Source organism: Sulfitobacter sediminilitoris (assembly GCF_010667575.1).
Lineage (GTDB): Bacteria > Pseudomonadota > Alphaproteobacteria > Rhodobacterales > Rhodobacteraceae > Sulfitobacter > Sulfitobacter sediminilitoris.
Window position 1 is genome coordinate 176,776 of the sequence record NZ_JAABNT010000007.1, and the last position, 26,399, is coordinate 203,174.

A 26,399-nucleotide genomic window follows, 5' to 3' on the forward strand; every position below is an offset into this window, starting at 1 on the left:
ACGATCAGGGCAAGCTGAGAGGCTAAGGGACACTTTGAATACAGCAACGGTGAAATCCATTTCGATACCTTTGGGGGTCGTGATCCGACGTGTGCCCGGTGTGACGCGCTGGGCGAGACATGTCTGGAAAGCGGTCGCTGTGCTGCCCGGTGCCTCCGATGCAAACTGGAAAGAATTGCGGCGCGACGGCGACGCTGTCGAGTTCCACGCCACGACATTACCGCTTGAACTTTTCCGTACCGATACAGAGGCTTACCTGCACGGTCTGTCGGCAAAGGTTCCCGCGATCTACGTCGTGATGCGGGAGGGTGAAACAGATCGGCCGCTGGATGTGGTCCTTGTCACCGCGTCCCCCTACGAGGCTCAGGACTATGCCGATACGGGCGAGGAGCTGGTCGAAAAGATGCCGATGACTGACGGTCTGATCGCATGGATCCGCGATTTCATTGAGCTGCATCACGAGGACGAGGTGTTTATCAAACGCCGCCGCGACAAAAAGCGCGTGGACCTCAAACAGGACGGGATAGGAGATGCCCGAATTCGCCAAACTGCTGATGTTTATCGCGCACCGCAGGCGCGCAAGGAGACAGTGCATTGAGCGGGCGCGAAGACTTCTGGTCGCGCCGCAGGGCGGCCGTGCAGGCCGAAGAGGCAGCGCAGCAAGCGGCTATTGAAGCGGAAGCGCAGGCACAGCAGCAAGCAGAGCTTGCCGAAATTCCTGAGGCAGAATTGCTGGCCGAACTCGGGTTGCCGGACCCTGACACTTTGAAGGACGGTGATGATTTTACCGCATTTATGGCCAAGGCAGTGCCTGAAGGTATCCGTCGCCGTGCGCTTCGCACGCTTTGGCGGTCCAATCCGGTATTGGCCAATGTCGACATGTTGGTGGACTACGGTGAAGACTTTACCGACAGCGCGACAGTCATTGAAAACCTTCAGACCACGTATCAGGTCGGGAAGGGAATGCTGAAGCACGTTGAGGAAATGGCCCGGCAGGACGCCCTCGAAGCGGAGAGTGAAGTCCAGCCTGAAGAAGTCGATGAAGATGCTGAGGAAATTTACGCAGTAGATGGACCTGAAGATGTTCTGTCCGCAGAACAGCCTCTTGCCCTATCGGAAGGCCTATCTGATCATGGCGCCGATGAAATAGATGACGAGGACGAACAGCTTGCAATGTCCGCACCGCGCCGCATGACATTCCGTGTAGAGGAGACCGCGTGACCGCTGCCGCTGAAATATCTGTCGCTCCCGAAGACCGTCTTCGGGCCGATCTCTATAACTTTCTGGGGCTCATGTTGTCTGGGCCGCCGGATCAACTGCTTTTGGACCAATGCACCGGATTGTCGGGGGACGACACCGACCTCGGACAAGCGATTTCTGCCTTGTCGCGTGTGGCCAAGGCATCGAAGCCGCAACGTGTGCAGTCGGAATTCAACGCGCTATTCATTGGATTGGGGCGGGGCGAGCTGCTGCCTTATGCCAGCTATTACCTGACCGGTTTCCTGAACGAGAAACCGCTTGCGCTGTTGCGTACGGACATGGTCGCGCAGGGGATGACACGGGCAGAGAACGTGTTCGAACCCGAAGACAACATCGCCTCCTTGATGGAGATGATGGCCGCGATGATCGTGGGCCGGTTCCGTGCTCCCGCGTCTCTGGACGCGCAAAAAGAGTTTTTCAACAAACACATCGGCCCCTGGGCCGGGCATTTCTTTGCAGACCTCGAGGCTGCCAAGAATTCGGTGCTTTACGCCTCGCTTGGCAGCGTAGGCAAAGCATTCATGGAGATTGAGCGCGAAGCGTTCAGAATGACCGCGAGGTAGCACCTCGCGACAAACCGGCGGGGATGCCCGCCACAAAAAGGAAGGGAGACATCCCATGAAGAAAGAAAAAGATGGCGCGAACCGCCGCGATTTTCTGAAAATGGCTGCAACCACGGCACCTGCGGCAGCAGTGGCCCTGACCGCAGCCGGCACGGCGGAGGCACAACCCGTCGATCTGACATCTGAAAAGATGCAGGATACCGCGCACACACGCGCCTACCTCGAGAGCGCCCGGTTCTAGGACGCAATCACCGATACCTGATGCGACTGGTTGCGTGACGCCCGACTGCTGAAGGCCCAAGAAAGACCCGCTCTGACTTCAGGGCACCAAGGGAGGAAAGAAACATGCTTAGGAAAAAGACCAACGGGGTTGCGCGACGCCCCCAGCGGACTGGTATCCTGTCTCAGATGGCAGAAAAATCTGTCGATCGCCGTGCGTTCCTGCGCGGCTCTGGCCTGGCCATCGGTGGCCTTGCCGCGATCTCGGCGACCGGGGGTGCCGTGTCACCCGCATCAGCCCAGACATCACAAACCGTTGTCGAAACCGTCAAATCGGTCTGCACCCACTGTTCGGTGGGTTGTACCGTTGTGGCTGAGGTGTCCAACGGCGTCTGGACCGGGCAGGAGCCCGGCTGGGACAGCCCCTTCAACCTTGGCGCACATTGCGCGAAGGGGGCGGCAGTGCGCGAGCACGCCCATGGCGAGCGCCGCCTGAAGTACCCGATGAAAAAAGAGGGCGGTGAGTGGAAGCGCATCAGCTGGGATCAGGCGATCAACGAGATCGGCGACGGCATGATGAACATCCGCGAAGAAAGCGGCCCGGACAGCGTCTACTGGCTTGGCTCGGCCAAGCATAACAACGAACAGGCCTACCTGTTCCGCAAGTTTGCGGCCTACTGGGGCACGAACAACGTCGACCACCAGGCGCGGATTTGTCACTCCACCACGGTTGCGGGTGTTGCGAACACATGGGGCTACGGCGCCATGACCAACAGCTACAATGACATCCACAATTCCAAGGCCATCTTCATCATCGGCGGCAACCCTGCCGAGGCGCACCCCGTCTCGCTGCTGCACGTGCTGAAGGCCAAGGAGCAGAACAACGCGCCGCTGATCGTCTGCGACCCGCGCTTTACCCGCACGGCGGCCCACGCGGATGAATACGTCCGCTTCCGTCCCGGCTCGGACGTGGCACTGATCTGGGGCATCCTGTGGCACATCTTCGAGAACAAGTGGGAGGATGAGGAATTCATCCGCACACGTGTCTGGGGCATGGACCAGATCAAGGAAGAAGTGGCCAAGTGGACACCTGAAGAAGTCGAGCGCGTGACCGGCACCCCGGGTACCCAGCTCAAGCGGGTGGCCCGGACGCTTGCCAACAACCGTCCCGGCACCGTGATCTGGTGCATGGGCGGCACCCAGCACACCAGCGGCAACAACAACACGCGCGCTTACTGCGTGTTGCAGTTGGCGCTTGGCAACATGGGCGCCTCCGGCGGTGGTACGAACATCTTCCGTGGCCACGACAACGTGCAGGGCGCAACAGACCTAGGTGTACTTTCCCACACGCTTCCCGGTTACTACGGCCTGTCCGCAGGCGCATGGGCGCACTGGGCACGGGTCTGGGAAGAGGATGCCGATTGGCTGAAGAACCAGTTTGCGATGGTCAAGGATGCAGAGGGCAAGGACAAGTCCCTGCAAAACCTCACCGGTATCCCTGTATCACGCTGGATTGATGGTGTGTTGGAAGACCCGGCGAACATGGACAACCCCGACAAGGTGCGCGCCATGGTTCTCTGGGGGCACGCACCCAACTCGCAGACCCGGATGAAGGAAATGAAGACCGCGATGGAGCAGCTCGACATGCTTGTCGTGGTTGACCCCTATCCAACCGTCTCGGCGGTGCTGCATGACCGCACCGACGGCGTCTATCTTCTGCCGGCCTGTACCCAGTTCGAGACGCGCGGTTCCGTGACCGCCTCGAACCGGTCGATCCAGTGGCGCGACAAGGTCGTCGATCCGCTCTTTGAATCGCTCCCCGACGAAGTGATCATGGCCAAGTTCGCGAACAAGTTCGGCTGGGGCGACAGGTTCTTCCGCAATATCGAGATGGAAGACCCCGAAACACCGGTCGTGGAAAGCGTGACGCGCGAGTTCAACCGCGGCATGTGGACTGTCGGCTACACCGGTCAGAGCCCTGAGCGCATCAAGGCGCACATGGCCAACCAGCACACCTTCGACCGCACGACGCTGCGCGCCAATGGCGGGCCGGTGGACGGCGATTACTACGGTTTGCCGTGGCCATGCTGGGGCACCGCCGAGATGAACCATCCCGGCACGCCCAACCTTTATGACATGTCCAAGCGTGTCTCCGAGGGTGGCCTGACCTTCCGTGCACGTTTCGGCGTTGAGCGGGACGGCGACAACCTGCTGGCCGAAGGCGTCTATTCGGTGGGGTCGGATATCCAGGACGGATATCCTGAGTTCACCATGCAGATGCTGATGGACCTTGGCTGGGACAGCGACCTGACCGATGAGGAAAGAGCGGCGATTGACGCTGTTGCCGGACCGAAAACCAACTGGAAGACCGACCTGTCGGGCGGCATCCAGCGGGTGGCGATCAAGCACGAGTGCGCACCCTTCGGTAACGCCAAGGCACGTGCCGTGGTCTGGACGTTCCCGGATCCGGTGCCGATCCACCGAGAGCCACTTTACACCAACCGCCGCGATCTTGTTGAGGATTACCCGACATACGAGGACCGGAAGTTCTATCGTCTTCCGACCATGTATGCCTCGATCCAGAAGCAGGATTTCAGCAAGGACTATCCCATGATCCTGACCTCCGGCCGTCTGGTCGAATATGAGGGCGGTGGCGATGAGACCCGGTCCAATCCATGGCTGGCCGAACTTCAGCAGGACATGTTCGTCGAGATCAACACGCGTGACGCCAACAACCTTGGTGTGCGCGACGGGTCTCAGGTTTGGGTCGAAGGCCCGGAAGGCGGCAAGGTCAAGGTGATGGCCATGGTGACCGAACGGGTTGGCGAAGGGGTGGCATTTATGCCGTTCCACTTCGGTGGGCACTTTGAAGGCAAGGACCTGAGGGATAAATATCCTGACGGTGCAGACCCTTACGTGTTGGGCGAAAGCACCAACACCGCACAGACCTATGGCTACGATTCAGTGACCCAGATGCAGGAGACCAAAGCCACTCTCTGCAAAATCTGGACAGCATAAGGGAGGATGAGAAATGGCCAGAGCTAAATTTCTCGTAGACGCTGAACGCTGCATCGAATGCAACGCCTGTGTGACTGCGTGTAAGAACGAACATGAGGTCCCGTGGGGCATCAACCGCCGCAAGGTGGTCACGATCAATGACGGCAAACCCGGGGAACGGTCGATTTCCGTGGCCTGTATGCATTGTTCGGACGCGCCATGTATGGCGGTCTGCCCGGTGGATTGTTTCTACCAGAATGAGGAAGGGGTGGTTCTCCACTCCAAGGACCTCTGTATCGGGTGTGGCTACTGTTTCTATGCGTGCCCCTTCGGCGCGCCGCAGTATCCGCAGGCGGGCAACTTCGGTTCGCGCGGCAAGATGGACAAATGTACCTTCTGTGCCGGTGGCCCAGAAGAGACCCACTCCACCGCCGAGTTTGCCAAGTATGGTCGCAACCGGATTGCGGAAGGCAAATTGCCGATCTGCGCCGAGATGTGTGCCACCAAGGCCCTGCTTGCCGGTGACGGCGACGTGGTGTCGGGCATCTACCGCGAGCGCGTCGTTGCGCGCGGTTTCGGGTCCGGCGCATGGGGTTGGGGCACTGCCTACGATCAAAAGGGCGGCTAACCCTTCCTAGCGTATCTTCGCCCGGCGGTCTCCGCCGGGCGAATTGCCCACATCCGGGCTTGCCCATGCCGGATGAGAGGCCCTAAACGTCTGTTTAATTACTGCACAATCGAGGACAAACCATGTTTCGTGCCCTGATCGTCTTGTTGCTGTCTGTTTTCATCGCTTCCACGTCCTTTGCTCAAGATGCCACCGCACCGGCGCCGGACCGGTCTGCCACCGGCGGTGCGCAGACCTTGGAAGACATCCTTGCCCGCCAGCGTGGTGAGGAAATCGACGACAGTTTCCGGCGCGATGCGACCGGTGACCCGGATAGCGCCGCTGGCATGGCCGAGCAATTGGGCACCCTGGGTGGCGCGTCCGACCCGGAACTTTGGCGGGCGTTGCGCTATAATTCTGCCGATATCACATCATCAAGCCGGGGACCGGCAGCGACTGTCCTTGTTCAGGATGGCGGGATGCGCTGGCTGGAATTCCGGCAAGGACCGCTGATCAAGTACGGCGGTTACCTGCTTCTGGGAACAATCGCGCTTTTGGCGCTGTTCTTTCTCATTCGGGGACGGATCAGGATCGACGGGGAAAAGACGGGACGCACAATTGAACGTTTCAAGTCAGTTGAGCGATTTGGCCACTGGATGCTTGCCGGTTCGTTCATTCTGTTGGGGATAACCGGACTGGTCTCACTCATGGGGCGCAAGTTCCTGATCCCGGTTTTCGGGCATGACAGTTTTGCCCTTCTGGCCACGTGGTCAAAGTGGGTGCACAATAACGTTTCTTGGGCATTCATGATTGCCTTGGTGATGATTTTTGTCATGTGGGTCGTGCATAATCTGCCCGACCGCACAGATTTGAATTGGCTTGCCAAAGGCGGCGGCATCTTCACCAAAGGCCACCCCCCGGCCAAGAAATTCAACGCCGGTCAAAAGCTGATCTTCTGGTCGGTTATCGTGCTGGGCACCTCGATTTCTGTATCCGGGCTGGCGCTGTTGTTCCCGTTCGAGATCAACCTTTTCTCAGCTACCTTTGCCAAGCTGAACAGTCTTGGCATATCAGGTGCGCTGGGCCTTGGAGAGCTGCCCACGGCACTGGCGCCGCACGAGGAAATGCAGCTGTCGCAGCTTTGGCACGCCATTGTCAGCTTTGTGCTGATGGCGATTATCCTTGCCCATATCTACATCGGTTCCGTCGGGATGGAAGGCGCGTATGCCGCGATGGGTTCGGGTGAGGTCGAAGAGCAATGGGCGCGCGAACACCATTCGCTTTGGGTGGATGAGGTCAAGGCAAAGGAAGGCACAGCGCCCGAGGGGGCGACGCCCGCAGAATAGATATGCTGCGCGTCATCGCCCTCATAGCGTTGCTGTCCGCGCCCGCTCATGCGCAGGACTTCTTTACGCTCAAGGGACATGGCGGTCCGATCATGGACATAGCCGTGTCGCCCTCGGGCCGGATTGCAACTGCCAGCTTCGATAACGCTGTCGGCCTGTGGGACGGTTCAAACCCGACCTGGCTGGACGGTCACGAGGCCGCGGTGAATGTCGTGGAGTTCGTTGGAACGGCTTCAATGGTGTCCGCAGGCGACGATTTTTCAGTGCGGTTTTGGCGGACCCCCACGGTGGGACAGGTTTTGGGCCTACACAAGGGCAAGGTCATGTCTCTCGCCATTTCGCGGACTGCGGGAATGATTGCCTCGGCCAGTTGGGATGGCACCATCGGGCTTTGGGCACTTCCGGCTGAGGCGAATGGCGGTATCGTCCCGGTGCGCGCTGATCCTGCCCCGCTCTTTCTGAAAGGTCACAGGCAGGGTGTGAATGATGTGGTCTTTGGCGCCGATGGGCAGACCCTCTATTCCGCGTCAACCGATGGCACCATTCGCAAATGGGACGTGACCACCGGCGCAGAAACCCAACTGCTTGTCAGCCACGGCTTTGGCATAAACGAACTCATTCTCAATGAAGAAGACGGGTGGTTGGCTTACGGTGCTGTTGATGGCGGCGTGCGCCTGATTGATCCGCAGACCGGGAGTGAAATTGGCGATTTCACACTGGATCGACGTCCTATCCTGTCTCTGACGTACAACAGCTCCACGCGCCTTTTGGCTGTGGGTGATGGCGATGGCTACATCATGATGATCGACACCGAAAACATGGTCATCACGCGCGATTTTCAGGCGGCGCGCACCGGACCGATCTGGGCGCTGGCCTTCTCGCCGGATGGGCAAAACATTCATGCGGGCGGGATTGAGAACATCGTCTATTCATGGCCGGTCGAGACGATCCGGGAATACGACCAGATGAGCGGCGAACCCCAAAGCTTTCTGGAAGCGCCCGAGACCCTTGGCAATGGGGAGCGCCAGTTCAAACGCAAATGCTCCATTTGCCATACGTTGACAGAAAGCAGTGCCCGGCGGGCCGGACCGACGCTGTACCAGCTTTTTGGCCGCAAGGCCGGGACCGTCAGCGACTATCGCTATTCCGAGACACTAACCGGCTCAGATATAGTCTGGTCACCAGAGACGATTAATGATTTGTTTAACGAAGGGCCGGACCACTATATTCCGGGGACGAAAATGCCAATGCAGCGCATTGCTGGTGCCGATGATCGGACGGATCTGATCGAGTATCTGCGCACCGCAACGAATGGGAGAAGGAACTGACATGAGAGCGATGATCACAGCCTTTGTCGCAGTGGCCGTCATTGCGGTCGGTGCCAATATCATTCTTGATAACGTTGGTTTCTCAAGTCAGGACCGCAGTTCCAGCAACGCCGTCCGGCTTGATTAAGACGGCGGCAGGACACCCACCTAATGAATGATATCTGGGCCGGGTTGGAGGCCGCTTTCTGGCTGATCGTCACGCTGGATGCGGATCTCTTGGAGATCACGCTCAGATCGCTTTATGTCAGTCTGACTGCGCTGGTCATTGCCTCCGCTATTGCGCTGCCTTTTGGCTCTTGGCTGGCCATTCGTCGTTTCAGATACCGTCGTGCGACGATTGCGGTCTTGAACGCGTTGATGGGATTGCCACCGGTGGTCGTGGGACTGGTCGTATTCCTGCTGCTCTCACGCTCCGGTCCGTTCGGTGTGCTGGGGCTGCTCTTTACGCCGACGGCAATGATCATCGCGCAGGTGATCATCATCACCCCGCTCATCGCCTCCATCACCCATCAGGCCATGCGAGAGCTTTGGGCGGAGTATCACGATCTTCTTATCTCGCTGAACACTTCCAACTGGCAGCGTGTCACCACGTTGATTGTTGATGGCAGGCGGGCCTTGCTGACCGCGTCACTTGCCGGATTTGGTCGCGCGATTGGGGAGGTCGGGGCGATCATGATCGTGGGCGGCAATATCGAACATGCGACCCGCGTCCTGACCACGGCTATTGCGCTTGAAACCGGCAAGGGCGATTTCGCCTTGGCGCTTGGTCTGGGCTTTGTGTTGATCGCGCTGGCGCTGATGGTGAACTTCGCGATTCATGCACTGTCCCGCACGGAACGCGAAGGGCGCTGGTGATGGCGATGACCGCGACCCTGCAAGGTGCTTTGGTAAAGCGCAAAGGCAAGACGATCCTAGGCCCGGTGACTTGCGATCTGTTGCCCGAAGGGATCACGATCGTTCTGGGGCCGAACGGGGCAGGCAAGACCACACTTCTGAAGGTCCTGCATGGCGTTGAACGCCTGACCGAAGGCACCGTGCGATGGAATGTTTCAGATGAAGAGGCGCACACCTCTCAGGCTTACGTGTTTCAAAGCCCGATCATGTTGCGGAGGTCCGTGCGCCAAAACCTTGCCTATCCGCTGCAACTGATCCGCGCCAGCAAGGCTGACATTGTCCGACAGACCAGCCACTGGGCTCAGCGGATCGGCCTTGCCGACGCCCTTGATCGGCCCGCAACCCGCCTGTCAGGTGGCGAAAAGCAGAAACTGGCGCTTGGCCGCGCGCTGATCCGAAAACCCAAGGTACTATTCCTGGATGAGCCTTGCGCAAACCTGGATGGGCGCGCCACGCGAGAGATCGAGAATGTCTTGCAAGAGGCGTATCGGACCGGCACGCGCATCATCATGACCACCCATGATCTGGGGCAGGCCAAACGCCTTGCCAGCGATGTCATATTTCTGTTGAAAGGACAGGTGCATGAGCAACTGCCGGGCAGCTTGTTCTTTGACAATCCACAAACATCTGAGGCCCGTGCTTTCCTGCAAGGAGATATCGTAGAATGATCCGCCTTTTGGCAGTTATTGCGTTCCTCTGGGCCAGTGTCGTCCAAGCAGAGCCAATGAAAATGGCGGTGACTACCAGTTTTCATAATTCTGGCCTGTCCGAAGTGCTGCTGCCCGCGATTGCGGCAGAGACAGGTATTGAGGTGCAGTTGCTGGTCGTGGGTACGGGGCAGGCGCTACGGCTGGGCGAATCTGGTGATGTGGACGCGATATTGGTCCATTCAAAAGCTGCAGAGGAAGCCTTCGTCAGCGCAGGCTACGGCACCCACCGGCGCGAGATTATGTATAACGATTTTGTCGTAGTAGGAGCGGAGGTCGATGTGGCGGGTATTGCTGCTGCCACGACAGCGGCGGACGCGCTGGGCAAGATCGCTGCGTCTGAAGCGGCATTCGTAAGCCGGGGTGATGAAAGCGGGACGCACAAGAAGGAGATTTCTCTCTGGACTGGGGCGGGTTTGGACACGGAAAGCTTTGGGGACTGGTACAAAGCTGTTGGCGCTGGCATGGGGGCCAGCCTGAACACTGCGTCAGGCTTGGATGCCTATATCCTCACGGATCGCGCCAGTTGGTTGAACTTTGGCAACAAGGGAAATCTGACATTATTGTTTGAAGGTGATCCCGTTCTTTTCAACCAGTACGCTTTCATCCCGGTGAACCCAGAACGGCATCCACATGTGAATAACGGTGCGGCAGAAAGGATCGAAACATGGCTGGCCGGCGAAACGGCGCGGGATTTGATTGACGGATACACTATCAACGGTGAGGCGCTCTTTGTTTTTAATGCAGAACCCACAAATTAGCCTGTTGCGCAGCGGGCCAGCTGCGAAAATTGTCATTTAACGGTTTTTGGGTGATCCTTGGCGCGCCGCATTTGGGTGTGGCAAAAAGCATCGTGTAGCGATTGGACTGGAAACAGCGCCTCATTTCCCTATCCTTTCCGAGGTGACTGCATATGTTGCAGATCCACTCGTCGAGAATTGTCAGGGAAAACGAACAAATGGCACAGCAATCACGTCGCGCCTTTCTCAAGTCTGCTGCTGCCTTTGGCGGTGCGCTCGCCCTGCCCAGCCACAGCCGCGCGAGTAACAGCTTACCTTTATTGCGTGCGATGCCGTCTTTGGCTCAGATCGCGCCACCGGGCTATCAGGAAACCCCTGTTTGGTCCTATGCCACAGACGGGGCGGCGGCTGTCCCTGGACCTGAATTAAGGCTCAAGGCAGGACAGCGTGTGACACGCCGGTTGGTGAATGATCTGCCGCAGGCGACGGCTGTCCACTGGCACGGCATCAGGATTGAAAATGCGATGGACGGCGCAGCGCCGCTGACCCAAGCGCCGGTACCGCCCGGACAGACCTTCGACTATGATTTCGTGGCTCCTGATCCCGGCACCTACTGGTATCATGCGCATAACCACAGCATGGAGCAGGTCGCACGCGGCCTTGCCGGCCCCTTGATCGTAGAGGACCGCAGGCCATGGCTGGGAGAGCAGGGTGCCGCTACGCGCGAATTGACACTTGTGCTGGACGATTGGCTGCTGACGCGCGATGCAACAATTGTTGAGGACAGATGGCATGACTTGCACGCTGCCTCACACGCGGGGCGCCTGGGTAATACGGTCAGCGTGAATGGCAAAGCATATCCTGAATATGCGATCCGCCCCGGAGAAAGACTGCGCCTCCGCCTGATCAACACAGCGACCGCGCGGATCATGCGTATCGGCCTGCCGGGCCTGTCACCGCGTCTTGTTGCCTTGGACGGCCATCCGGTTGTCCCCCGTTCAGCTGAGACCGTGACGCTGGGCCCCGCGCAACGCGCTGACGTCGTCATTGACGCGGCGTTGGATCCCGAAAGGCCAGCCGCGCTCTTGCTTGACCCCGGACGCGGGGATTGGGTGGACATCGCATCCTTCTCTTATCGTGGTGACCCGGTCACCCCAACAGCGTCAGATGTGATGCCTTTGCCGTCCTGGGGCACACTTCCTGCCCCTGATCTGTCGAATCCGCAGCAAGAGAGACTGCTGATGGAGGGCGGCGCGATGCGGGGCATGGACGGAGCCATGTACCAAGGGGAACAGATGGATTTTCGCGAACTGGCCTCTCGCGGGATGGTTTGGGCTTTCAATGGCGTGGCGCATGGGATGGATGAACCGATGTTCCGTGCACCGCTTGGAAGGACCGTGCGTATGCAGCTGAGCAACCGCACCGCTTGGCCGCATGCCATCCACCTTCACGGACACCACTTTACTGTTTTGTCGCGCAACGGGTCAAAGGACCCGCACCGCGACGTGCGCGACACAATCCTGATGGGGCCGGACGAAGAGGCCGAGATCGCCTTTGTCGCCGACAACCCCGGACGCTGGATGGTCCATTGCCACATGCTGGCGCATCAAAAGGCAGGAATGATGGCTTGGTTTGAAGTTTCATAAGCGGGTCAATTGAGGACGCTTGATCGAAGGCCTTCTGAACGCGTGACTGGCACGTTTCAGGTAACGCATCAGCAATGATGATCCGCCCTCACAATAGCGAGACCTAAGATAGATCAGCAAAGCCCGCACCGTTGCCATCGCGTGCCAAATGGACGTGTCGCGGTTTGATGCCGCTCCTTTGATCGCATTTACTGCACCAAACGAGACTGACCACGGGACTGAAACGGACGGACGAACTCCGCCAAGATGCGGTGCGGATTGCGTTGACCAGTGGTCTGACGCGCAAGCAAGTAGCTGAAGATTTGGGTGTCGGGCTATCAACACTGAACAAATGGATCACGGCACATCGAGATACAGACTTAGTGTCGAAAGAGGATATGAGCCTCGCCGAAGAGAATGAGCGGCTTCGGGGCGAGAACCGTCTTCTCAAGGAGGAGAGGGAGATATTAGATTGAAGCCGGATGAGAGAAGGCCCCAGTGGGGCGTTTTCCCGGCTGAACGCCACTCAGTTTTTTGCGAGTCTAAGGTCATGAGGTTTAGGTTTGTCGAAGAACACAGAGCACGCTGCCCAGCCAAGCGGCTTTGCCATGTTGTCGGTGTCGGTGTCGGCAAGCGCGGAGTGCGGGCGTTCCGCAGCCGCCCTGTCAGTCGCAGACAGCGGTCTGATCTGGTCATCTTGGCGCACATCAAAGAGCAGGCTTGTCTCAGCCTGGGCAGCTACGGCAGACCACGCATGACTGAAGAGCTGAAGGAGATCGACCTAGATGTCGGGCACCGTCGTGTGGGTCGTTTGATGCGTCAGAACGGCATCTCAGCCGTGCGGACACGTAAACACAAGGTGACGACGGACAGCGATCACAAGTTCAACATTGCGCCAAACCTGCTGGACCGGCACTTCACGGCAAAGCAACCGAACCAAAAATGGGCGGGCCTCTCTCGTGACATTGCTGTGCAATGCACTGCTGGGCAATGGACATCAGCTATTTCTCGATCCGAGAGTGCTCGCTGTATCCGGCGGTCATCCTCGACCTGCACTCAAGGCGCGTGATCGGCTGGGCGGCAAGCAATCGCATGAAACGTGATTTAGCAATCCGGGCGCTGAACATGGCAATCGCATTCAGGGCACCGCCCAAGGGGTGCATTCATCACACGGATCGTGGGTCGCAATACTGTTCGCATGACTATCAGAAGATCCTGCGCCAGCATGGGTTCAACGTGTCGATGAGCGGCAAGGGAAACTCCTATGACAACGCGGCTGTCGAGACTTTCTTCAAAACCATCAAGGCCGAGCTGATCTGGCGCAGGTCATGGGAAACGCGGCGGCAAGCAACGATGGCGATCTTCGAATACATCAACGGGTTCTACAATCCGCGACGGCGACATTCAGCACTCGGCTGGAAAAGTCCTGTCGCTTTCGAACGGAAAGTGGCCTAAACGCGCACTTGGGGCGGCACGAAAACGCGACAGGTCCACTCTGCCCCAGCGGGCATTGGATGACTTGGACTTCAAGCTAAGCCCGTCACCAAGAACGCCTATGCCAATTGGAGCGACACAGTTCATCTCGGCGGTCACCGGCCCAAAGGAGACATCCATCGCCTTTATTGACGCCGCCGTGCAGCTTCCCGAAAGCTGACATTGACCAGCGAACGCAGCATACCGGTCAGCTGGATGACTGCATCGCGGACAGAGCTGGCTTTGCATCGAGTAATGGGAACGTTTGATTGAGCCGTTTGAATAGGCAAGCCGAACCCTACATTCGGTCGCAAGTAACACCCGGCAAGGACCATCTTGATAAAGGTCAATCCCCTTCGGCGACGCCTTCCGCCCGGGCTTTCGCGCGCCGTGCACGAAAGCTTGGCAGGACCACGAGAATTGCAGCGATGACCAGAAGGGCCAGCGTCATCGGACGTTCCCAGATGAACGCGATACCGTCGTAGAGCTGCATGGAGCGCGCGAAGTTGTCCTCCATCATGCCGCCTAGGATGAAGCCGATAAGCAGCGGCGCAAGCGGGTAGTCCGCGAACTTCAACGCAGTGGCGCAGATGCCGAAGCCGACCAGCAACAATAACTCAGTCGCGTTATTCTGCCCGATATAGGCCCCCATCAGGGTGAAAAACAGAATAAACGGGATCAGGTAGTTGCGCGGCACCGCCAGGACCTTGGCGATATAGGGGATCAGCGGGAGATTGAGGATCAGAAGCACGAGGTTACCGATGAACATCGACATGATGACGGCCCAGAAGATCTGCGGCTCGTCCAGCATCAGCCGCGGGCCGGGCGTGACGTTCAGCGCAATCAGCGCCCCCAACAGGATCGCCGTGGTGCCCGAGCCGGGAATACCCAGCGTCAGCAGCGGCACGAAAGAGCCGGTGCAGGCGGCGTTGTTGGCCGTTTCCGGCGCCGCCAGACCCTTGATCGAACCCTTGCCGAATTCATCCTGTTCGTGCTTCGGCGCAATGTTGCGCTCGACCGCGTAGCCCAGGAAACTGGCGATGGTGGCCCCGGCGCCCGGCAAGACGCCGATAAAGAAGCCCTGTAGGGATTGGCGGCCGATGACCGGGGCAATGGCCCGCGCTTCGGCGCGGGTGATGCGCAGATCCTTGATCTCGCCTTCATCGCCACCCAGATTCTTCGGCTTGAGCACAAGGAACAAGGCCTCGGGCAGGGCAAACATGGCCATGGCCAGCGTGATGAAGCCAAAGCCTGACTGCAGGTCCATGACACCCATCGTAAAGCGCGGCAGGTTGAACAACGCGCCTTCGCCGACGGTCGCCATGATCAGGCCAAGCACTGTCATGATCATGGCCTTAGCGACTTGCCCGGTGCCGGCAAAGGCGGCGATCGCCGACAGGCCAACAACCATCAGGGCAAAGTATTCCGCCGAATGGAACAGAAGCGCCACGGAGGACAGCGCGGGAGCGAAGATCATCAACAGCAGCGCGCCGATGGTACCGCCCGCAAAGCTTGCGATAGCGGCGATGGTCAGTGCCTTGCCCGCCTTGCCCCGTTGGGCCATCGGGTAGCCGTCAAAGCTCGAGGCGACGGTCCCCGCGACGCCGGGCGCATTCAAGAGTATTGAAGAGGTCGAACCTCCAAAGATCGCGCCATAATAAACGCCGGCCAAGAGGATAAGTGCGGCAGAGGGATCGCCCATCGAGATGGCGACCGGGATCATGATGGCGATGATCGACATCGGCCCAAGGCCGGGCAGCATGCCGATGAACGTTCCGATCAGGCAACCCGCGATGACCATCAGCATGTTTTGTAGTGACAGGGCCGTGGTGAGGCCGATCAACAGTCCTTCAAGCATGTCAGCCTCCGATAAAGCCCGGCAGCGGGCGCATGTAGATGCCCAGAACTTCCTGGACCAGATACCAGACGGACAGCGTGGCGATCAGGGCAACAGTGAACATGATGTGCCATTTGCGTTCCCCCAGGATGAACGATCCCAGGATCAGAAAGGCCGAGGTCGAACCGAGGAACCCAAGCGGGCGCAGGCACAGGGCATAGGCCACCATCAGCCCCAGAAGCAGCAGTGCTTGCCCAAGGTGATAGTCGGTGAGGCGGCGATAATCGATGTCAGCCTCTTTCTGTTCGGTCTTTTCCAGCCCGAGGAGGATGATGAGGCAGGCGATGATCCCGAGGATCGACAGAACCTTGGGAAAGGTGCTGGGCCAGATCGGGTTTCGCTTCATGAAGGGCGCAAGGTCGGCGTCCATCGTGAACCAGGCGGTGTAGCCATAGATCAGACAAACCCCCAACAAGATCAGTGCAATCCAACGATCCAAGGCCATAATGTTCCCCTCCCGGCATTAGTTGGGCCAGAGCGCTCAGCCGCTCTGGCCCCGAAGTGATCAGAGGAAGCCAAGCTTCTTCATCAGGTCGCCAATGGCCTTTTCCTGCGCTTCGAGGAAGTTCAGGAAATCGTCACCCGAATTGTGGATGTTGACCCAACCGTTGCGGGCGCGCACGGCTTCCCACTCGGGTGTTTCGTACATCTTGGCGATGGCATCCTGGTACATCGCCAGCTTGTCTTCCGGCAGGCCGGGGGCCGCGAAGAAGCCGCGCCAGTTGACGAAGGTGGTGTCGATGCCCTGTTCTTTCATGGTCATCGCATCGGGGGCAGCCGCAACGCGTTCCTCAGAGGTGACGCCGATGATCTTGACCTCACCAGCGTTGGCCAGATCGACGGCTTCCGAGAAACCGGTCGAAAGCGCCGCGATCTCGCCCGACAGCAGTGCGGCCATGGCTTTACCGCCTGCGTCGTAGGGGATGTACTTGACGTTGAGAGCATCCTTGCCGGCCGCTTCCATCACCATGGCCGCAACAAGGTGGTCCATGCCACCCGGAACCGAGCCGCCGCCGACAGCGGTGCCCGACGGATCGGCGTCATAGGCGGCGATCAGGTCGGCCATCGAATTGATCGGGCTGTCTTTGCCGACAACGATCGCGGCGTAGTCACCGATGGTGCCCGCAACCAGCGTCAGGTCGCGGAAGTTCTGCGGGAACACCCCGGTCAGCGACCGGATGATGATCGGTGTGGAGTTGACCATCAGCGTGCCGTGGTTGCTTTCGGCGTTTTCGATCAGGTAGCCGATCGCCTTGCCGCCGCCGCCGCCCGACATGTTCTCGTAGGATGCCGTACCGACAAGGCCTGCCTCTGTCAGCGCTTCACCCGTGCCGCGTGCGGTGCCATCCCAGCCGCCGCCAGCGCCGCCCGGGATCAGAAAGTGAATGCTGTCCAACACCTGGTGACCACCCGAAACTGCAGGCCCGGCAAGACCAAAAGCGGCAACAGCCGCAAGAAGGGCTCGGCGGCCCAGTTCAAAATTCGACATATTGTCCTCCCATTTGACAACCGTCCGCTCAGCGGATCAGTTGGTTGATGATAAAGCACGCCAACCTGACACAGACCTGTCACGCAGAAAAAAACATTCCGAGACGCAATGAAATTCCTCTTGGTCGAAGACAATCATGACCTTGCCAACGCCATCGCATCGCGCATGCGACTGGACGGCCATGTCATTGACCATGCAGGAAACTTGGAAGACGCCGCGGCCTTTGTCGCGACCGGAGAGTACGATCTGATCCTACTCGATATCATGCTGCCGGATGGCGATGGCCGCACGTTCCTGGAGCAGCATCGCGCCAGCGATTTGGACACTCCGGTGATCATTTTGACCGCCAGAAGCCAAGTTTCGGACCGAATCGGTTCGCTTGATCTGGGCGCAGACGACTATGTCACCAAACCCTTTGATCACGCCGAACTGGAGGCCCGCTGCCGTGCCGTGCTGCGCCGTAAATCCGGCAATGCAAAGACGACGATCCAGGTGGGTGGCATCTTGTTTGATCCGGTTGCAGGCCATCTGACCGTCGCGGGCGAGACCGTTACCCTGAGAAACCGTGAGCTGCGCCTACTGGAATTGTTCCTGAATGCACCGGGCAAGATCTTTTCCAAGAACAAGCTCGCCGATCGGCTGTTTTCCTACGACGAGGATGTCTCGGAGAACGCGATTGAAGTGTATATTGGACGCTTGCGCAAACACCTGTCACCCTCGAACTTAAGGATCACGACACTGCGCGGTCTTGGTTATCGTTTGGACCATGATGAATAGCGTTGTAGTATCGGGATCGCTCAGAAATCGGTTGGTGCTGACCCTGATCGGGGGGGCCGCAGTCCTGGCTTTGATCCTGTTCGTCGTTGTTCGAAACTATGCGGTGCTGGTTGCGCAGCAAGGGCAGGACCGCATTCTGATTGCCTCTGCCACATCAATGCTTGACTCGGCCACGATCCGCGATGGTGCAGTTGAACTTGATCTGCCGTACTCGGCCTTTTCGATGCTCAGCACCGCCGCCGACGACCGCGTGTTCTATGCAATCCTCCAGGATGGTACCCTTCTGTCAGGCTATGAAGAGCTGACATTTTCCGACGCGCAGGCTTTTCAATTCGATCGAATACGCGGATCGGACGTTCGAAAGATCAGCGCAAGCCGCATCTTGATCGGGGCGAACCTGCGAACCGAAATCCAGATTGTCCTTGCTCAAACGCAAGACGCGCTTTCCGAAACGCTCGACCAGATATCACGCAACGCTGCCCTGTTGGGCGTGGGCTTCTTCGCCCTTGCCGTTGGACTTTCCTTTTGGGCGACGTCGGCCACAATCGGCCAGCTTGGCAAGCTGACAACATCCGTCACGCGACGGGGACCACAGGACTTGAGCCCATTCACCAAACCCGTCCCCCGAGAAATGGCGCCATTGGTAAAATCACTCAACTCACTGATGGGACGGCTCGACCAGTCGCTGCGCCAATCAGAGGACTTTATCGCAGAGGCCGCGCATCGCGTCCGCACGCCACTTGCGACCGTCCGGTCCTACGCGGAAGCGACATTGCAGCGCGTCGACAAAGAAGAAAACCGCGAGGCGATGCGGTCTATGGTGAAGGCCATCGACGAGAGTTCGCGCGCGGCAGGTCAACTTCTGGATCACGCGATGATAACGTTCCGGGCCGACCATCTGGAGCGGGACGAGATCGACATAGTGGATTTGGCGCGTGATCTGGTGCAGCGGATGACTCCGATCGCGGAAATGAGGGACCTTTCATTATTGTTGCTTGGAGATCCGCGCGTTCAATATTCGTGCGACCCTGTCCTGATCCAGAACGCTGTGCGAAATCTAATCGACAACGCGATGAAATACGGACCTGCCGAAAGTGCAATCGAGATCACGGTGACAGGTGAACCCGTCCCCCGGATCACAGTGTGCGACCACGGCCCCGGCTTTCCAATTCACGAAATCGAAACTCTGACCGCACGCTTTCAACGTGGGGCAAACGCGGCGAATACAATCGGCTCTGGCTTGGGTCTTACCATCGCGCGGGATGTCGCAATCGCTCATGGTGGCAGGATTGACCTTACCAATCAACCGGAGGGCGGCGCATGCGTTACCTTGTCGCTTTAGGCCTGATCTTTCTGTGCCATGCAGGATGGGCGCAGGAATGGGAAGATCGGCAAGTCTTCAACGACACAGGGGCGACGACTTCCCTGCGCATTATCTCAAGCACGGACACGGACCTGTTCGCACCGCTGATCGAGGCTTTCGTCGCCCGGCACCCGGATGTGGCCATCGAATACCTTGTCACCGGGACAGCGGATATCGACCGGCGATTTCGCGCGGCTCCTGAGGCTTTCGATATCGCGATCTCCAGCGCTATGGATTTGCAGTTGAAACTCACAAATGACGGATATGCCCTAGCCTTGGAAAACGTGTCGCATCCGGCCTGGGCGGAATGGCGGCAAAGCCTCTTTGCCTTCACCTCGGAACCGGCAGCCATCGTGATCAACCGCGCCGCTTTCGAAGGGCTGCCAATTCCGCGATCTCGCCAAGAGTTGATCGAGGCGCTGCGCGCGCGGCCGGACGTGTTTCGAGGCCGCGTCGGAACCTATGACGTGCGCCAGTCCGGGCTGGGCTATCTTTTTGCGACACAAGACGCGCGGGCGTCCGAAACCTTCTGGCGGCTGATGGAAGTGATGGGCGGGCTCGACGTCCGGCTCTACTGCTGCTCGGGCGAGATGATCGACGACCTGACCGAAGGGAAGATTGCGGTCGCCTACAATGTGCTTGGCAGCTATGCCGACGCCCGCGTCGAAAGCCAGAGTATCCTTGAAATTGTCCTGCCGTCCGACTTTCCAACGACCATGATGCGGACGGCATTCGTCTCAGGGGCTTCTGGTGAACCAGAGGCAGCTGAGCGTTTCATTCAGTTTCTGATCGCATTTCAATCCAATCGTGCCGACGGAACGCAGACACTGCCCCCGCTCCAGGAAAGAGACAACGGCGCCGACCGCGCTTCTATCGCGCTGGAGCCGGCCCTGATAACATTTCTTGATACTCTGAAGCGAAACAAGTTCATTTCCGAATGGGAAAACGCGCTGATCCAGAATTAGGGTCAGGATGCAATGATTGCATCCTGACCCCAAGGTCCTACGGAGCTTCTCGATTTCCCGTTTCCGGACATTGGTCGATTTTGCAGCATCGGTCGATTAGGGCTCAACTCCCGACCTTCGCGGCAAGATGCGCTAGTGTCGGCAACGCGGACTTAGCGCTCTTTCGCTGCGGGTGCGCCAAGGTCCGCTTTGTTGCAGAACTGCTTCTGGACGATGAGGACGCTAAATTTCCCAGCAGAAAACCGATCTCCACGAAAACCAGAGCAGACAGTCTTTTCAGGGTTGAATTAAGCTAGGATAGATTTCTTGTTTTCTTCGATTGGCATGTGGATGATCGCGGCAAGCACCCCAAATACAATGGCAGCCCACCACATCGGCGTGTAACTCTGATAGATATCGAAAATTCGCCCGCCCAGCCAAGCTCCGGCAAAACTTCCAACTTGGTGGCTTAAGAACACCAGTCCTGCCAACGTAGACAAGTATGTGAGACCTTGGGTCTGCGCGACCAATCCCATTGTAAACGGGACTGTCGAAAGCCACAAAAGTCCCATAACCGCTGAAAAAATGTAGATCGTCATGGGAGATACGGGTGTAAGAATAAAAATTGTGATGACTACGGCGCGAGACAGGTAAATACTCGCCAGCATGTTCTTTTTAGAATGAATTTGCCCACTCCATCCGGCCAGAAACGAGCCTGCAATATTGAAAAGTCCAATCAACGCTAACGACCACCCTCCCACAATGATCGGCAGTCCAATGTCAGCAATATAGGCGGGAAGATGTGTTCCAATGAATGCGACGTGGAAGCCGCAGACGAAGAAACCAAAGAAAAGGCACAAATAACTCCGATCGCTGAACGCGGTCTTAATTGCTTTGCTAAAGGCACCCGCTCGCTGCGAGGTTGCTGTCGGTACAGACACACGCGCCACAAAAATAAGGAATGGCAGGATCGCAACAAAGCTGAGGCTGATGAGAATGATTGTCTGCTGCCAGCCAAAATATTTAATCATCGCAGACGTGGCCGGGGCCGCCGCGAACATTCCTAAGGACGCAGCCGCAGTGCCAAGACCCATTACAAAACTACGCTGCTTGGCTGTAACAACCTTGCTTAATGCGGCGATAACCACCGGGAAAGAGCAAGCGCCAGTCCCAATTCCGACAATCACGCCAGAGAACACAAAGACCTCCGGATTCATCACCGAACCCCTAAGGAAGAATCCAAGCGCGGCACATATCGCGCCGAACGCTAAAACGCGTGCAGTCCCGTAACGGTCCGCTGCCATGCCTGCGAAAGGCTGCGTGAACCCCCATGCCAACGCCTGAATAGCGACGGACAAGGAAAAAACCTCACGCCCCCAACCCAGATCAGCCGACATAGGACGCAGAAAGACCCCAAAAGTTGCGGAGAAACCAAATCCGAGGAACGCAATGATACACCCAGCAAGAACGGCTGCGTATATAGTCGATTTGGGAAGTGCTGAATTTTCGTCCATCTGCTATCGCCAAACGTAAAAATAGGGATGGTCAACCATCATGCACTTAGTGCCTGAAAACAAGGTTCACTTACGAAATCTCAATCTTCAAAAAATCTAGGATCGAGCGACAAAACTGTGTGTCTGTCGAATTTGGATTGGGTTTCCAACTCATGCCTGGGGCTTCGAAAAGCGGCCGTTTAGTCTGAGTGCAGCATCGGTCAAAGAAGGGCTCACTCCCGACCTTCGCGGCAAGATGCGCTAGTGTCGGCAACGCGGAGAGGGTGTGTGAAAACTCGAAATTCGCGCCCTTTTGGTGCCGCTCATTTTCCCGAAGCGAGGTGTTTGTGGCTCAGCTCAACGAGAGAGGCTGCAAATCTTGCTGTTTCTGTCGTTTTGCCGCCGCGCAAATAGTTTTCACACAGCCTCCGGACAAAGCTGTCCTCGAGCAATCGTTTTTAATGACCGCTTAAGAACAGCAGTCTGACTGAAACGCGATATGCAATGATACGCAAATTATGCCACGACTGCTGTTTTGAGGCTTTCATAGCTTTTGACGTGCCGCAGACCACTAAATGCCGCGGCTAAGAAAGACAGCGCGAAAGCCGCGAAAACCAGCATCAGACCTGCTTGGGGCGAAGTGGCACCGACAAAGGCACCTGCGATCAGTGCCGACAAGGGGCGCACTCCGTAGATTGCTGTCTGGATGACAGCATTGACGCGTCCAAGCATATGGCTGGGTGATACGGTCTGCCGGACAGAATTTTGTGCGATCAGCCACATAGACGGGCCGAAGCCAATAATAAAGAAGGCGACGCATATCAGAAGCAGAGGCCCCTGTGCCGGGATCAGATAAAGGATCGTTGGAGCCAGTATGGAAGCTCCTGGGCCGAACAGCAAAATGAAGTTCGGTGGAATGCTCACGCCATAAGTGCGACTGATCCACGATCCCATGATTGCCCCTGCACCAAATGCGGCAAGTGCGATCCCGAACGTCCCGGCCCCCATCAAATAAACGTCGCGGATCAGTGGCACCACCGTCACCAACAGTGCGGAAAATGCGAAGTTCCAGAAGATCGCGCACAGCAAAATGGCCCGTAGCAAGTTATGATCCACCACGTATCTCCCGCCTTCGATAATTCTGCGAAATACACTTTCTGATGCGGTGTTTGGTATGATCTCGAAGCGTGGGAGCTGCATGGCAAAGATGCAGGCGGCGGCAGCACTCACAGCGGCGAGAGGAAACAACCAGCCTGCGGACACGTATGAAACAGCAATTCCAATGGAGAGTGGCACAGCGAACGAGGCCAGTGCCCGAGGCAACTCTATTCCTGCATTGTCCGTGCCCAAATCCCTTGAGGCAACGGCTTTCGGAATTATGGAAAGTGTCGTGAGCATAAACAGCACGATGCCAAACCCTGATAGCACCACGGAAATCCCAAACCCGAAAAGGCTTCCAAAGACCACAGCAACAGCGGCTCCACTGAACCCGATAAGGGAAAGCAATGTTGAACCGATCGCCAGTGTTCTTTGCTGATAGGTATCGACCAATATTCCGAACGGGATAGATCCCAGCAGGTGCGCCATCGACTGACATGCGACAAGCAACCCAATAATCTCAGCTGGTGCATCAAAGATCAGTCCAGCAACCAGCGGCACCGACACAAGCGCGATCTGGTCTGCAACGTGGATACCATAGGCTGCGCGTGTCAGTTGTCTTACCGTGGTCATACCTGTTCTCCTATTGCATCTTCAGGAACAGCAATATGGTTTGGAGTGAGTGCAATCGACCCGAAACATGCGGTTAAGCCGCCATGCGCCGTGCAGCGTCAAACTGCCGGACAGCGGACAGGGTCGGTGAACGACGTTGGCCGAATCTGTCCGTCGTGCCGCTCTGTAAATGGCTTCGTATGCCTCTCTTTTCTCCTTTCTCCCGGTCATCCTTCGGGGGTTGGCTGAGGTAAAGTTCGACAACGTCTGCGACCTCATTTCCCATTCCCAGCGGTAAGGAGTGTTTTCCAGTCCTAGAAGCTCAACGGCCTATCGGTAGGGGCTGTCGGCGTTCCAAAGAGTGGAGGCTTCAAACTTACGCATGATCTTCCGACGCATCTGAGCTTCGATGTCGTGTATTCGCGCATCGGCGATACGTTCGTCAGTCGTTCCTGTCGATAATCTGATCTGAGTCCTTCCGAAAGACTCCCCAGCCCATTTGGGTACGGTCATCTGAGCCTGCCAATTCCCACCCTTTTTCGGGGGACACGTCTGGCGCGATGGGGCCACATCGTGTCGTTCAGAAGAGCCTCCGTAATGCCATCCATAGCGCCTTCCATATTGGGAAAGCCCCTGAAACACAGAGTATAGGTGCATGAAGAGGTCAATGGAGGCGAGTACCGGAATCGAACCGGTGTACACGGATTTGCAATCCCTTGAGATCAGCTGAAAACAATAGATAATTATGTAAACGTACACTTTTTGTTCACGTCGAATATCAATAGCTTAGTGGCTGAGTGTAAACCGTTTTGAAGAAGCCACCGCGCGATCTTTCATACAGTAGGAAGGTCGAGGTCTGTAGTCACCTACCGTCGTTGTTGGGGGCGGGTTTGAAGGAGAAATGACCGACAACTTGCGCGCGCTAACTTTCGTCAACAGCGATAAAGGCTAACTTAAACCGTTCAAACCGCTTGGCCGGAGATTGCAGAATTTGTGGCTTGCAGATTAGCAGTGTCACGTTGTGATCTGCATTCTCATATATGTCATTATAAGACCAAACCCCGCGGTCCCGGTCTACCAATTGATAATCAATCATTTTATCTCGCATCTACAAACACCTGAAGTTCAACGACTTTGGCTGATTTCATGTTCTGATTTGCAACACTCTCTGCAACAAACCACGAGAATCTGTCTTCGGCGAACGCTTTGCGGATTCTAGGGCGATTGCTCAGGTTGCGCATTGCCATAGGACAGATCGATTTGACTTAAGGACCGGTACCGGTGACGGAGATCAGCCAATCCCTAATGGTATTGATTTTGTCGATGTCGCCCAGTTCTTGGGTCAATTTCTAAAGTTCTTCATTCGCATCCGGCTAAGTATACCCGCATCGACGCCGTCGCGACCATGTAGTCGGTTCCGTAGCCAGGTTTGTAGTAGCGACCATGCGGGTCCGCTTTGTTGGATCCAGACCTTCGCCGCAAGATGCTCGAATGGCGACAGAGCGGACGAAGCCGACATTGCCGATATCCCAAAGGTGGCATATTTTTGTCTCAGCGGATCATGGGCGCATTTGCCAACCGTCGCCGTTCAATTTCCAATTTGTCAATTGCAGCGTCCCGGAGAAGTCGAGCGGGCAACCTGTCTATTTCGCCGCTTTGACGAAATATGCCTTTAAGTTTGGCAAGACCGCGTTTCGTGTGCGCAACTACATCAATGTGTGCTTTGATAACCGCAGCCTTGCCGACTTCAAACTCTACGTGATTAATGACTTTCATGATGGCCTCCTGGGCTCGAGTTGAGTCAAATTTACCTTGCTGCACCCAACCGCCTCAAACGCCATTCCTTGACATTCATTGTTCCAAAAAGTCACAAAGTGTCATGCGTGTTTTACCGCCACTGAACGCTTTACGTGCCTTCGAGGCCGCGGGACGGTTAGGGAGTTTTACGAAGGCCGCCGAAGAATTGAACGTGTCCCATTCCGCAATCTCTCGGCACGTGCGCGGTTTGGAAGCCCGTCTCAACGTTCATCTCTTTCGCTCCAGGAACACAGGCGTAGCCCTTACTGAGCAAGGGCGCCTTTACCTGTCCGAGATCACGCCTGCATTGGATCGGATTGCACATGCAACCGAAGCGCTCTCGGTTTCACCCAAAGGCACTGTCACCCTAACAACAGAAAACACTGTCGCCCAAAAATGGCTGATCCCGCGACTTGCAAGCCTTAAGGCGCGGCACCCTGATATTGACCTGAAGCTTTCCGTTTCAACGCAGGTCGCGGATATTTCAGCGCACGACTTCGACATGGGCCTACGGTATCTGCGGGCCAAACCAGATGACGATCACCATCTTCTGTTTCAATCCGTTGTGAGAGCGTACGGGGCACCAGGTTTCGCTCCGATGTCCAATGGCGCCTTGGACCTTTCGGCGCTGGCCAAAGGCCCTTTGCTTGTTGATGCTACTTTCCGCCTTTGGCCTGAATGGTTCGAAAAGTCAGGATTTACCGATATTCCGGACTTAAACCTGCCTCATCCGCTTGGTGCAATTCTGGCCATCCAATCTGCGGTAGCAGGTTTGGGAGCGGTTTTAATGGATAAGAATCTTTGCGAGCCAGAGCTTGTGTCGGGCGCACTGGTCGAATTGAGCGATGTCGAAATCGAGTTTGGAGGGTATTATCTAATCGTCAACACGCGAGCCGGGCGTCGGAAGGCTGTGCGCGCTGTCAGCCAATGGCTGCGCGAAGAAGCGCTGAGGTCGGCCCAGAACGTCCCGGTCGGCTCACGATGAACAAAGCGCAGTCGCCTGTAGATTACCCGGCTTGATCTCGTCGTTCAGCACATGTCGACTTTGGGCTTCTGTGGTTGCCGCCCTGGAAGCAAGAAGTTTTTTGACTGATTGGTGGAGTGATCGAGTGCGGTCTTCTGTCAGGCCTCATTGTGCGGCATTTTCAGAAGCCGCGGGCCGGTATGGTG

24 protein-coding genes and 1 pseudogene are annotated in these 26,399 nt (G+C 57.2%); 18 read left to right on the plus strand and 7 right to left on the minus strand.

All coding sequences use genetic code 11. The features are described from left to right. The first annotated feature begins 49 nt into the window (after positions 1 to 49). From GV827_RS13235 to GV827_RS13295, 14 genes and pseudogenes are all read left to right on the plus strand, one after another. The gene (locus GV827_RS13235; RefSeq protein ID WP_328823150.1) at positions 50 to 598 is read left to right on the plus strand and encodes a DUF3305 domain-containing protein; all 549 of its coding nucleotides are present in this window, start codon (positions 50 to 52) and stop codon (positions 596 to 598) included. Further along, positions 595 to 1,221, plus strand: coding sequence for a DUF3306 domain-containing protein (locus GV827_RS13240; RefSeq protein ID WP_164354274.1), 627 nt, complete (start codon positions 595 to 597; stop codon positions 1,219 to 1,221). The genes GV827_RS13235 and GV827_RS13240 overlap by 4 nt, the downstream gene beginning before the upstream one ends. After that, positions 1,218 to 1,823: a TorD/DmsD family molecular chaperone gene (locus tag GV827_RS13245; RefSeq protein ID WP_164354275.1), complete on the plus strand. Its 606-nt coding sequence runs from the start codon at positions 1,218 to 1,220 to the stop codon at positions 1,821 to 1,823. Before GV827_RS13240 ends, GV827_RS13245 begins: the two co-directional genes overlap by 4 nt. A 55-nt stretch (positions 1,824 to 1,878) precedes the next feature. After that, positions 1,879 to 2,064, plus strand: a complete 186-nt coding sequence (locus tag GV827_RS13250) for a twin-arginine translocation signal domain-containing protein (protein ID WP_164354276.1) — start codon at positions 1,879 to 1,881, stop codon at positions 2,062 to 2,064. A 104-nt stretch (positions 2,065 to 2,168) separates the two neighbouring features. Further along, positions 2,169 to 5,060 (plus strand): formate dehydrogenase subunit alpha, encoded by a 2,892-nt coding sequence (locus tag GV827_RS13255; RefSeq protein WP_164354277.1) that lies wholly within the window; start codon positions 2,169 to 2,171, stop codon positions 5,058 to 5,060. Positions 5,061 to 5,073: 13 nt separating this feature from the next. Further along, positions 5,074 to 5,667 (plus strand): formate dehydrogenase FDH3 subunit beta, encoded by a 594-nt coding sequence (fdh3B, locus tag GV827_RS13260; RefSeq protein ID WP_164354278.1) that lies wholly within the window; start codon positions 5,074 to 5,076, stop codon positions 5,665 to 5,667. Between the two features lie 122 nt (positions 5,668 to 5,789). Continuing rightward, the gene (locus GV827_RS13265; RefSeq protein WP_164354279.1) at positions 5,790 to 6,992 is read left to right on the plus strand and encodes a formate dehydrogenase subunit gamma; all 1,203 of its coding nucleotides are present in this window, start codon (positions 5,790 to 5,792) and stop codon (positions 6,990 to 6,992) included. A 2-nt stretch (positions 6,993 to 6,994) separates the two neighbouring features. After that, positions 6,995 to 8,320 carry a c-type cytochrome gene (locus tag GV827_RS13270; RefSeq protein WP_164354280.1) on the plus strand — a complete coding sequence of 442 codons (1,326 nt, stop codon included), beginning with the start codon at positions 6,995 to 6,997 and terminating at the stop codon, positions 8,318 to 8,320. 1 nt (position 8,321) lies between these two features. Next, the gene (locus tag GV827_RS23865) at positions 8,322 to 8,447 is read left to right on the plus strand and encodes a hypothetical protein (RefSeq protein WP_268895741.1); all 126 of its coding nucleotides are present in this window, start codon (positions 8,322 to 8,324) and stop codon (positions 8,445 to 8,447) included. A 23-nt stretch (positions 8,448 to 8,470) separates the two neighbouring features. Beyond that, entirely contained in the window at positions 8,471 to 9,175 is a 705-nt protein-coding gene (locus GV827_RS13275; protein ID WP_164354281.1) for an ABC transporter permease, read from the plus strand. Continuing rightward, the gene (locus tag GV827_RS13280; protein ID WP_164354282.1) at positions 9,175 to 9,882 is read left to right on the plus strand and encodes an ATP-binding cassette domain-containing protein; all 708 of its coding nucleotides are present in this window, start codon (positions 9,175 to 9,177) and stop codon (positions 9,880 to 9,882) included. Before GV827_RS13275 ends, GV827_RS13280 begins: the two co-directional genes overlap by 1 nt. Continuing rightward, positions 9,879 to 10,682: a substrate-binding domain-containing protein gene (locus tag GV827_RS13285; protein WP_164354283.1), complete on the plus strand. Its 804-nt coding sequence runs from the start codon at positions 9,879 to 9,881 to the stop codon at positions 10,680 to 10,682. Before GV827_RS13280 ends, GV827_RS13285 begins: the two co-directional genes overlap by 4 nt. A gap of 197 nt (positions 10,683 to 10,879) precedes the next feature. Then, positions 10,880 to 12,307, plus strand: a complete 1,428-nt coding sequence (locus GV827_RS13290) for a multicopper oxidase family protein (RefSeq protein ID WP_164354284.1) — start codon at positions 10,880 to 10,882, stop codon at positions 12,305 to 12,307. A gap of 206 nt (positions 12,308 to 12,513) precedes the next feature. After that, a pseudogene (locus GV827_RS13295) lies at positions 12,514 to 13,741 on the plus strand (IS3 family transposase). 364 nt (positions 13,742 to 14,105) lie between these two features. On the opposite strand, the gene GV827_RS13300 reads toward GV827_RS13295, so the two are convergent. From GV827_RS13300 to GV827_RS13310, 3 genes are read right to left on the minus strand one after another with little or no spacing between them, the layout of a single operon-like run. Next, complete coding sequence (locus GV827_RS13300) at positions 14,106 to 15,617, minus strand: tripartite tricarboxylate transporter permease (RefSeq protein WP_164354285.1); 1,512 nt, start codon at positions 15,615 to 15,617, stop codon at positions 14,106 to 14,108. Position 15,618: 1 nt separating this feature from the next. After that, positions 15,619 to 16,101: a tripartite tricarboxylate transporter TctB family protein gene (locus GV827_RS13305; RefSeq protein WP_164354286.1), complete on the minus strand. Its 483-nt coding sequence runs from the start codon at positions 16,099 to 16,101 to the stop codon at positions 15,619 to 15,621. A 60-nt stretch (positions 16,102 to 16,161) separates the two neighbouring features. Then, a complete protein-coding gene (locus GV827_RS13310; RefSeq protein WP_164354287.1) occupies positions 16,162 to 17,145 on the minus strand; it encodes a Bug family tripartite tricarboxylate transporter substrate binding protein in 984 nt (327 codons plus the stop codon). 108 nt (positions 17,146 to 17,253) lie between these two features. On the opposite strand from GV827_RS13310, the gene GV827_RS13315 reads away from it, so the two are divergent. From GV827_RS13315 to GV827_RS13325, 3 genes are read left to right on the plus strand one after another with little or no spacing between them, the layout of a single operon-like run. Further along, the gene (locus tag GV827_RS13315; RefSeq protein WP_164354288.1) at positions 17,254 to 17,922 is read left to right on the plus strand and encodes a response regulator transcription factor; all 669 of its coding nucleotides are present in this window, start codon (positions 17,254 to 17,256) and stop codon (positions 17,920 to 17,922) included. After that, positions 17,912 to 19,264, plus strand: coding sequence for a sensor histidine kinase (locus tag GV827_RS13320; RefSeq protein WP_204325875.1), 1,353 nt, complete (start codon positions 17,912 to 17,914; stop codon positions 19,262 to 19,264). Before GV827_RS13315 ends, GV827_RS13320 begins: the two co-directional genes overlap by 11 nt. Next, positions 19,243 to 20,250 (plus strand): ABC transporter substrate-binding protein, encoded by a 1,008-nt coding sequence (locus tag GV827_RS13325; RefSeq protein ID WP_164354290.1) that lies wholly within the window; start codon positions 19,243 to 19,245, stop codon positions 20,248 to 20,250. Before GV827_RS13320 ends, GV827_RS13325 begins: the two co-directional genes overlap by 22 nt. Before the next feature lie 287 nt (positions 20,251 to 20,537). Here GV827_RS13325 and GV827_RS13330 read toward each other — a convergent pair whose 3' ends face one another. From GV827_RS13330 to GV827_RS13340, 4 genes are all read right to left on the minus strand, one after another. Next, positions 20,538 to 21,743, minus strand: a complete 1,206-nt coding sequence (locus GV827_RS13330) for an MFS transporter (protein ID WP_164354291.1) — start codon at positions 21,741 to 21,743, stop codon at positions 20,538 to 20,540. A gap of 495 nt (positions 21,744 to 22,238) precedes the next feature. Then, on the minus strand, positions 22,239 to 23,453 hold the full coding sequence (locus GV827_RS13335) for an MFS transporter (RefSeq protein WP_235930357.1): 1,215 nt from the start codon (positions 23,451 to 23,453) through the stop codon (positions 22,239 to 22,241). A 309-nt stretch (positions 23,454 to 23,762) separates the two neighbouring features. Further along, on the minus strand, positions 23,763 to 24,089 hold the full coding sequence (locus GV827_RS24100) for a DUF6538 domain-containing protein (RefSeq protein ID WP_408056269.1): 327 nt from the start codon (positions 24,087 to 24,089) through the stop codon (positions 23,763 to 23,765). 894 nt (positions 24,090 to 24,983) lie between these two features. Further along, the gene (locus GV827_RS13340; protein ID WP_164354293.1) at positions 24,984 to 25,208 is read right to left on the minus strand and encodes a hypothetical protein; all 225 of its coding nucleotides are present in this window, start codon (positions 25,206 to 25,208) and stop codon (positions 24,984 to 24,986) included. Here GV827_RS13340 and GV827_RS13345 point away from each other — a divergent pair. Continuing rightward, positions 25,198 to 26,214 (plus strand): LysR substrate-binding domain-containing protein, encoded by a 1,017-nt coding sequence (locus GV827_RS13345; protein ID WP_164354294.1) that lies wholly within the window; start codon positions 25,198 to 25,200, stop codon positions 26,212 to 26,214. The two genes, GV827_RS13340 and GV827_RS13345, sit on opposite strands and share 11 nt — an antisense overlap. The last annotated feature ends 185 nt before the right edge of the window (positions 26,215 to 26,399 follow it).

Excerpts from the sequence above, each read along its gene's own strand:
- GV827_RS13250 (WP_164354276.1), top strand. The coding sequence starts at position 1,879 with ATGAAGAAAGAAAAAGATGGCGCGAACCGCCGCGATTTTCTGAAAATG.
- GV827_RS13255 (WP_164354277.1), top strand. The coding sequence starts at position 2,169 with ATGCTTAGGAAAAAGACCAACGGGGTTGCGCGACGCCCCCAGCGGACT.
- fdh3B (WP_164354278.1), top strand. The coding sequence starts at position 5,074 with ATGGCCAGAGCTAAATTTCTCGTAGACGCTGAACGCTGCATCGAATGC.
- GV827_RS13265 (WP_164354279.1), top strand. The coding sequence starts at position 5,790 with ATGTTTCGTGCCCTGATCGTCTTGTTGCTGTCTGTTTTCATCGCTTCC.
- GV827_RS13270 (WP_164354280.1), top strand. The coding sequence starts at position 6,995 with ATGCTGCGCGTCATCGCCCTCATAGCGTTGCTGTCCGCGCCCGCTCAT.
- GV827_RS23865 (WP_268895741.1), top strand. The coding sequence starts at position 8,322 with ATGAGAGCGATGATCACAGCCTTTGTCGCAGTGGCCGTCATTGCGGTC.
- GV827_RS13275 (WP_164354281.1), top strand. The coding sequence starts at position 8,471 with ATGAATGATATCTGGGCCGGGTTGGAGGCCGCTTTCTGGCTGATCGTC.
- GV827_RS13280 (WP_164354282.1), top strand. The coding sequence starts at position 9,175 with ATGGCGATGACCGCGACCCTGCAAGGTGCTTTGGTAAAGCGCAAAGGC.
- GV827_RS13285 (WP_164354283.1), top strand. The coding sequence starts at position 9,879 with ATGATCCGCCTTTTGGCAGTTATTGCGTTCCTCTGGGCCAGTGTCGTC.
- GV827_RS13290 (WP_164354284.1), top strand. The coding sequence starts at position 10,880 with ATGGCACAGCAATCACGTCGCGCCTTTCTCAAGTCTGCTGCTGCCTTT.
- GV827_RS13300 (WP_164354285.1), bottom strand. The coding sequence starts at position 15,617 with ATGCTTGAAGGACTGTTGATCGGCCTCACCACGGCCCTGTCACTACAA.
- GV827_RS13305 (WP_164354286.1), bottom strand. The coding sequence starts at position 16,101 with ATGGCCTTGGATCGTTGGATTGCACTGATCTTGTTGGGGGTTTGTCTG.
- GV827_RS13310 (WP_164354287.1), bottom strand. The coding sequence starts at position 17,145 with ATGTCGAATTTTGAACTGGGCCGCCGAGCCCTTCTTGCGGCTGTTGCC.
- GV827_RS13315 (WP_164354288.1), top strand. The coding sequence starts at position 17,254 with ATGAAATTCCTCTTGGTCGAAGACAATCATGACCTTGCCAACGCCATC.
- GV827_RS13320 (WP_204325875.1), top strand. The coding sequence starts at position 17,912 with ATGATGAATAGCGTTGTAGTATCGGGATCGCTCAGAAATCGGTTGGTG.
- GV827_RS13325 (WP_164354290.1), top strand. The coding sequence starts at position 19,243 with ATGCGTTACCTTGTCGCTTTAGGCCTGATCTTTCTGTGCCATGCAGGA.
- GV827_RS13330 (WP_164354291.1), bottom strand. The coding sequence starts at position 21,743 with ATGGACGAAAATTCAGCACTTCCCAAATCGACTATATACGCAGCCGTT.
- GV827_RS13335 (WP_235930357.1), bottom strand. The coding sequence starts at position 23,453 with ATGACCACGGTAAGACAACTGACACGCGCAGCCTATGGTATCCACGTT.
- GV827_RS24100 (WP_408056269.1), bottom strand. The coding sequence starts at position 24,089 with ATGCACCTATACTCTGTGTTTCAGGGGCTTTCCCAATATGGAAGGCGC.
- GV827_RS13345 (WP_164354294.1), top strand. The coding sequence starts at position 25,198 with ATGACTTTCATGATGGCCTCCTGGGCTCGAGTTGAGTCAAATTTACCT.
- GV827_RS13340 (WP_164354293.1), bottom strand. The coding sequence starts at position 25,208 with ATGAAAGTCATTAATCACGTAGAGTTTGAAGTCGGCAAGGCTGCGGTT.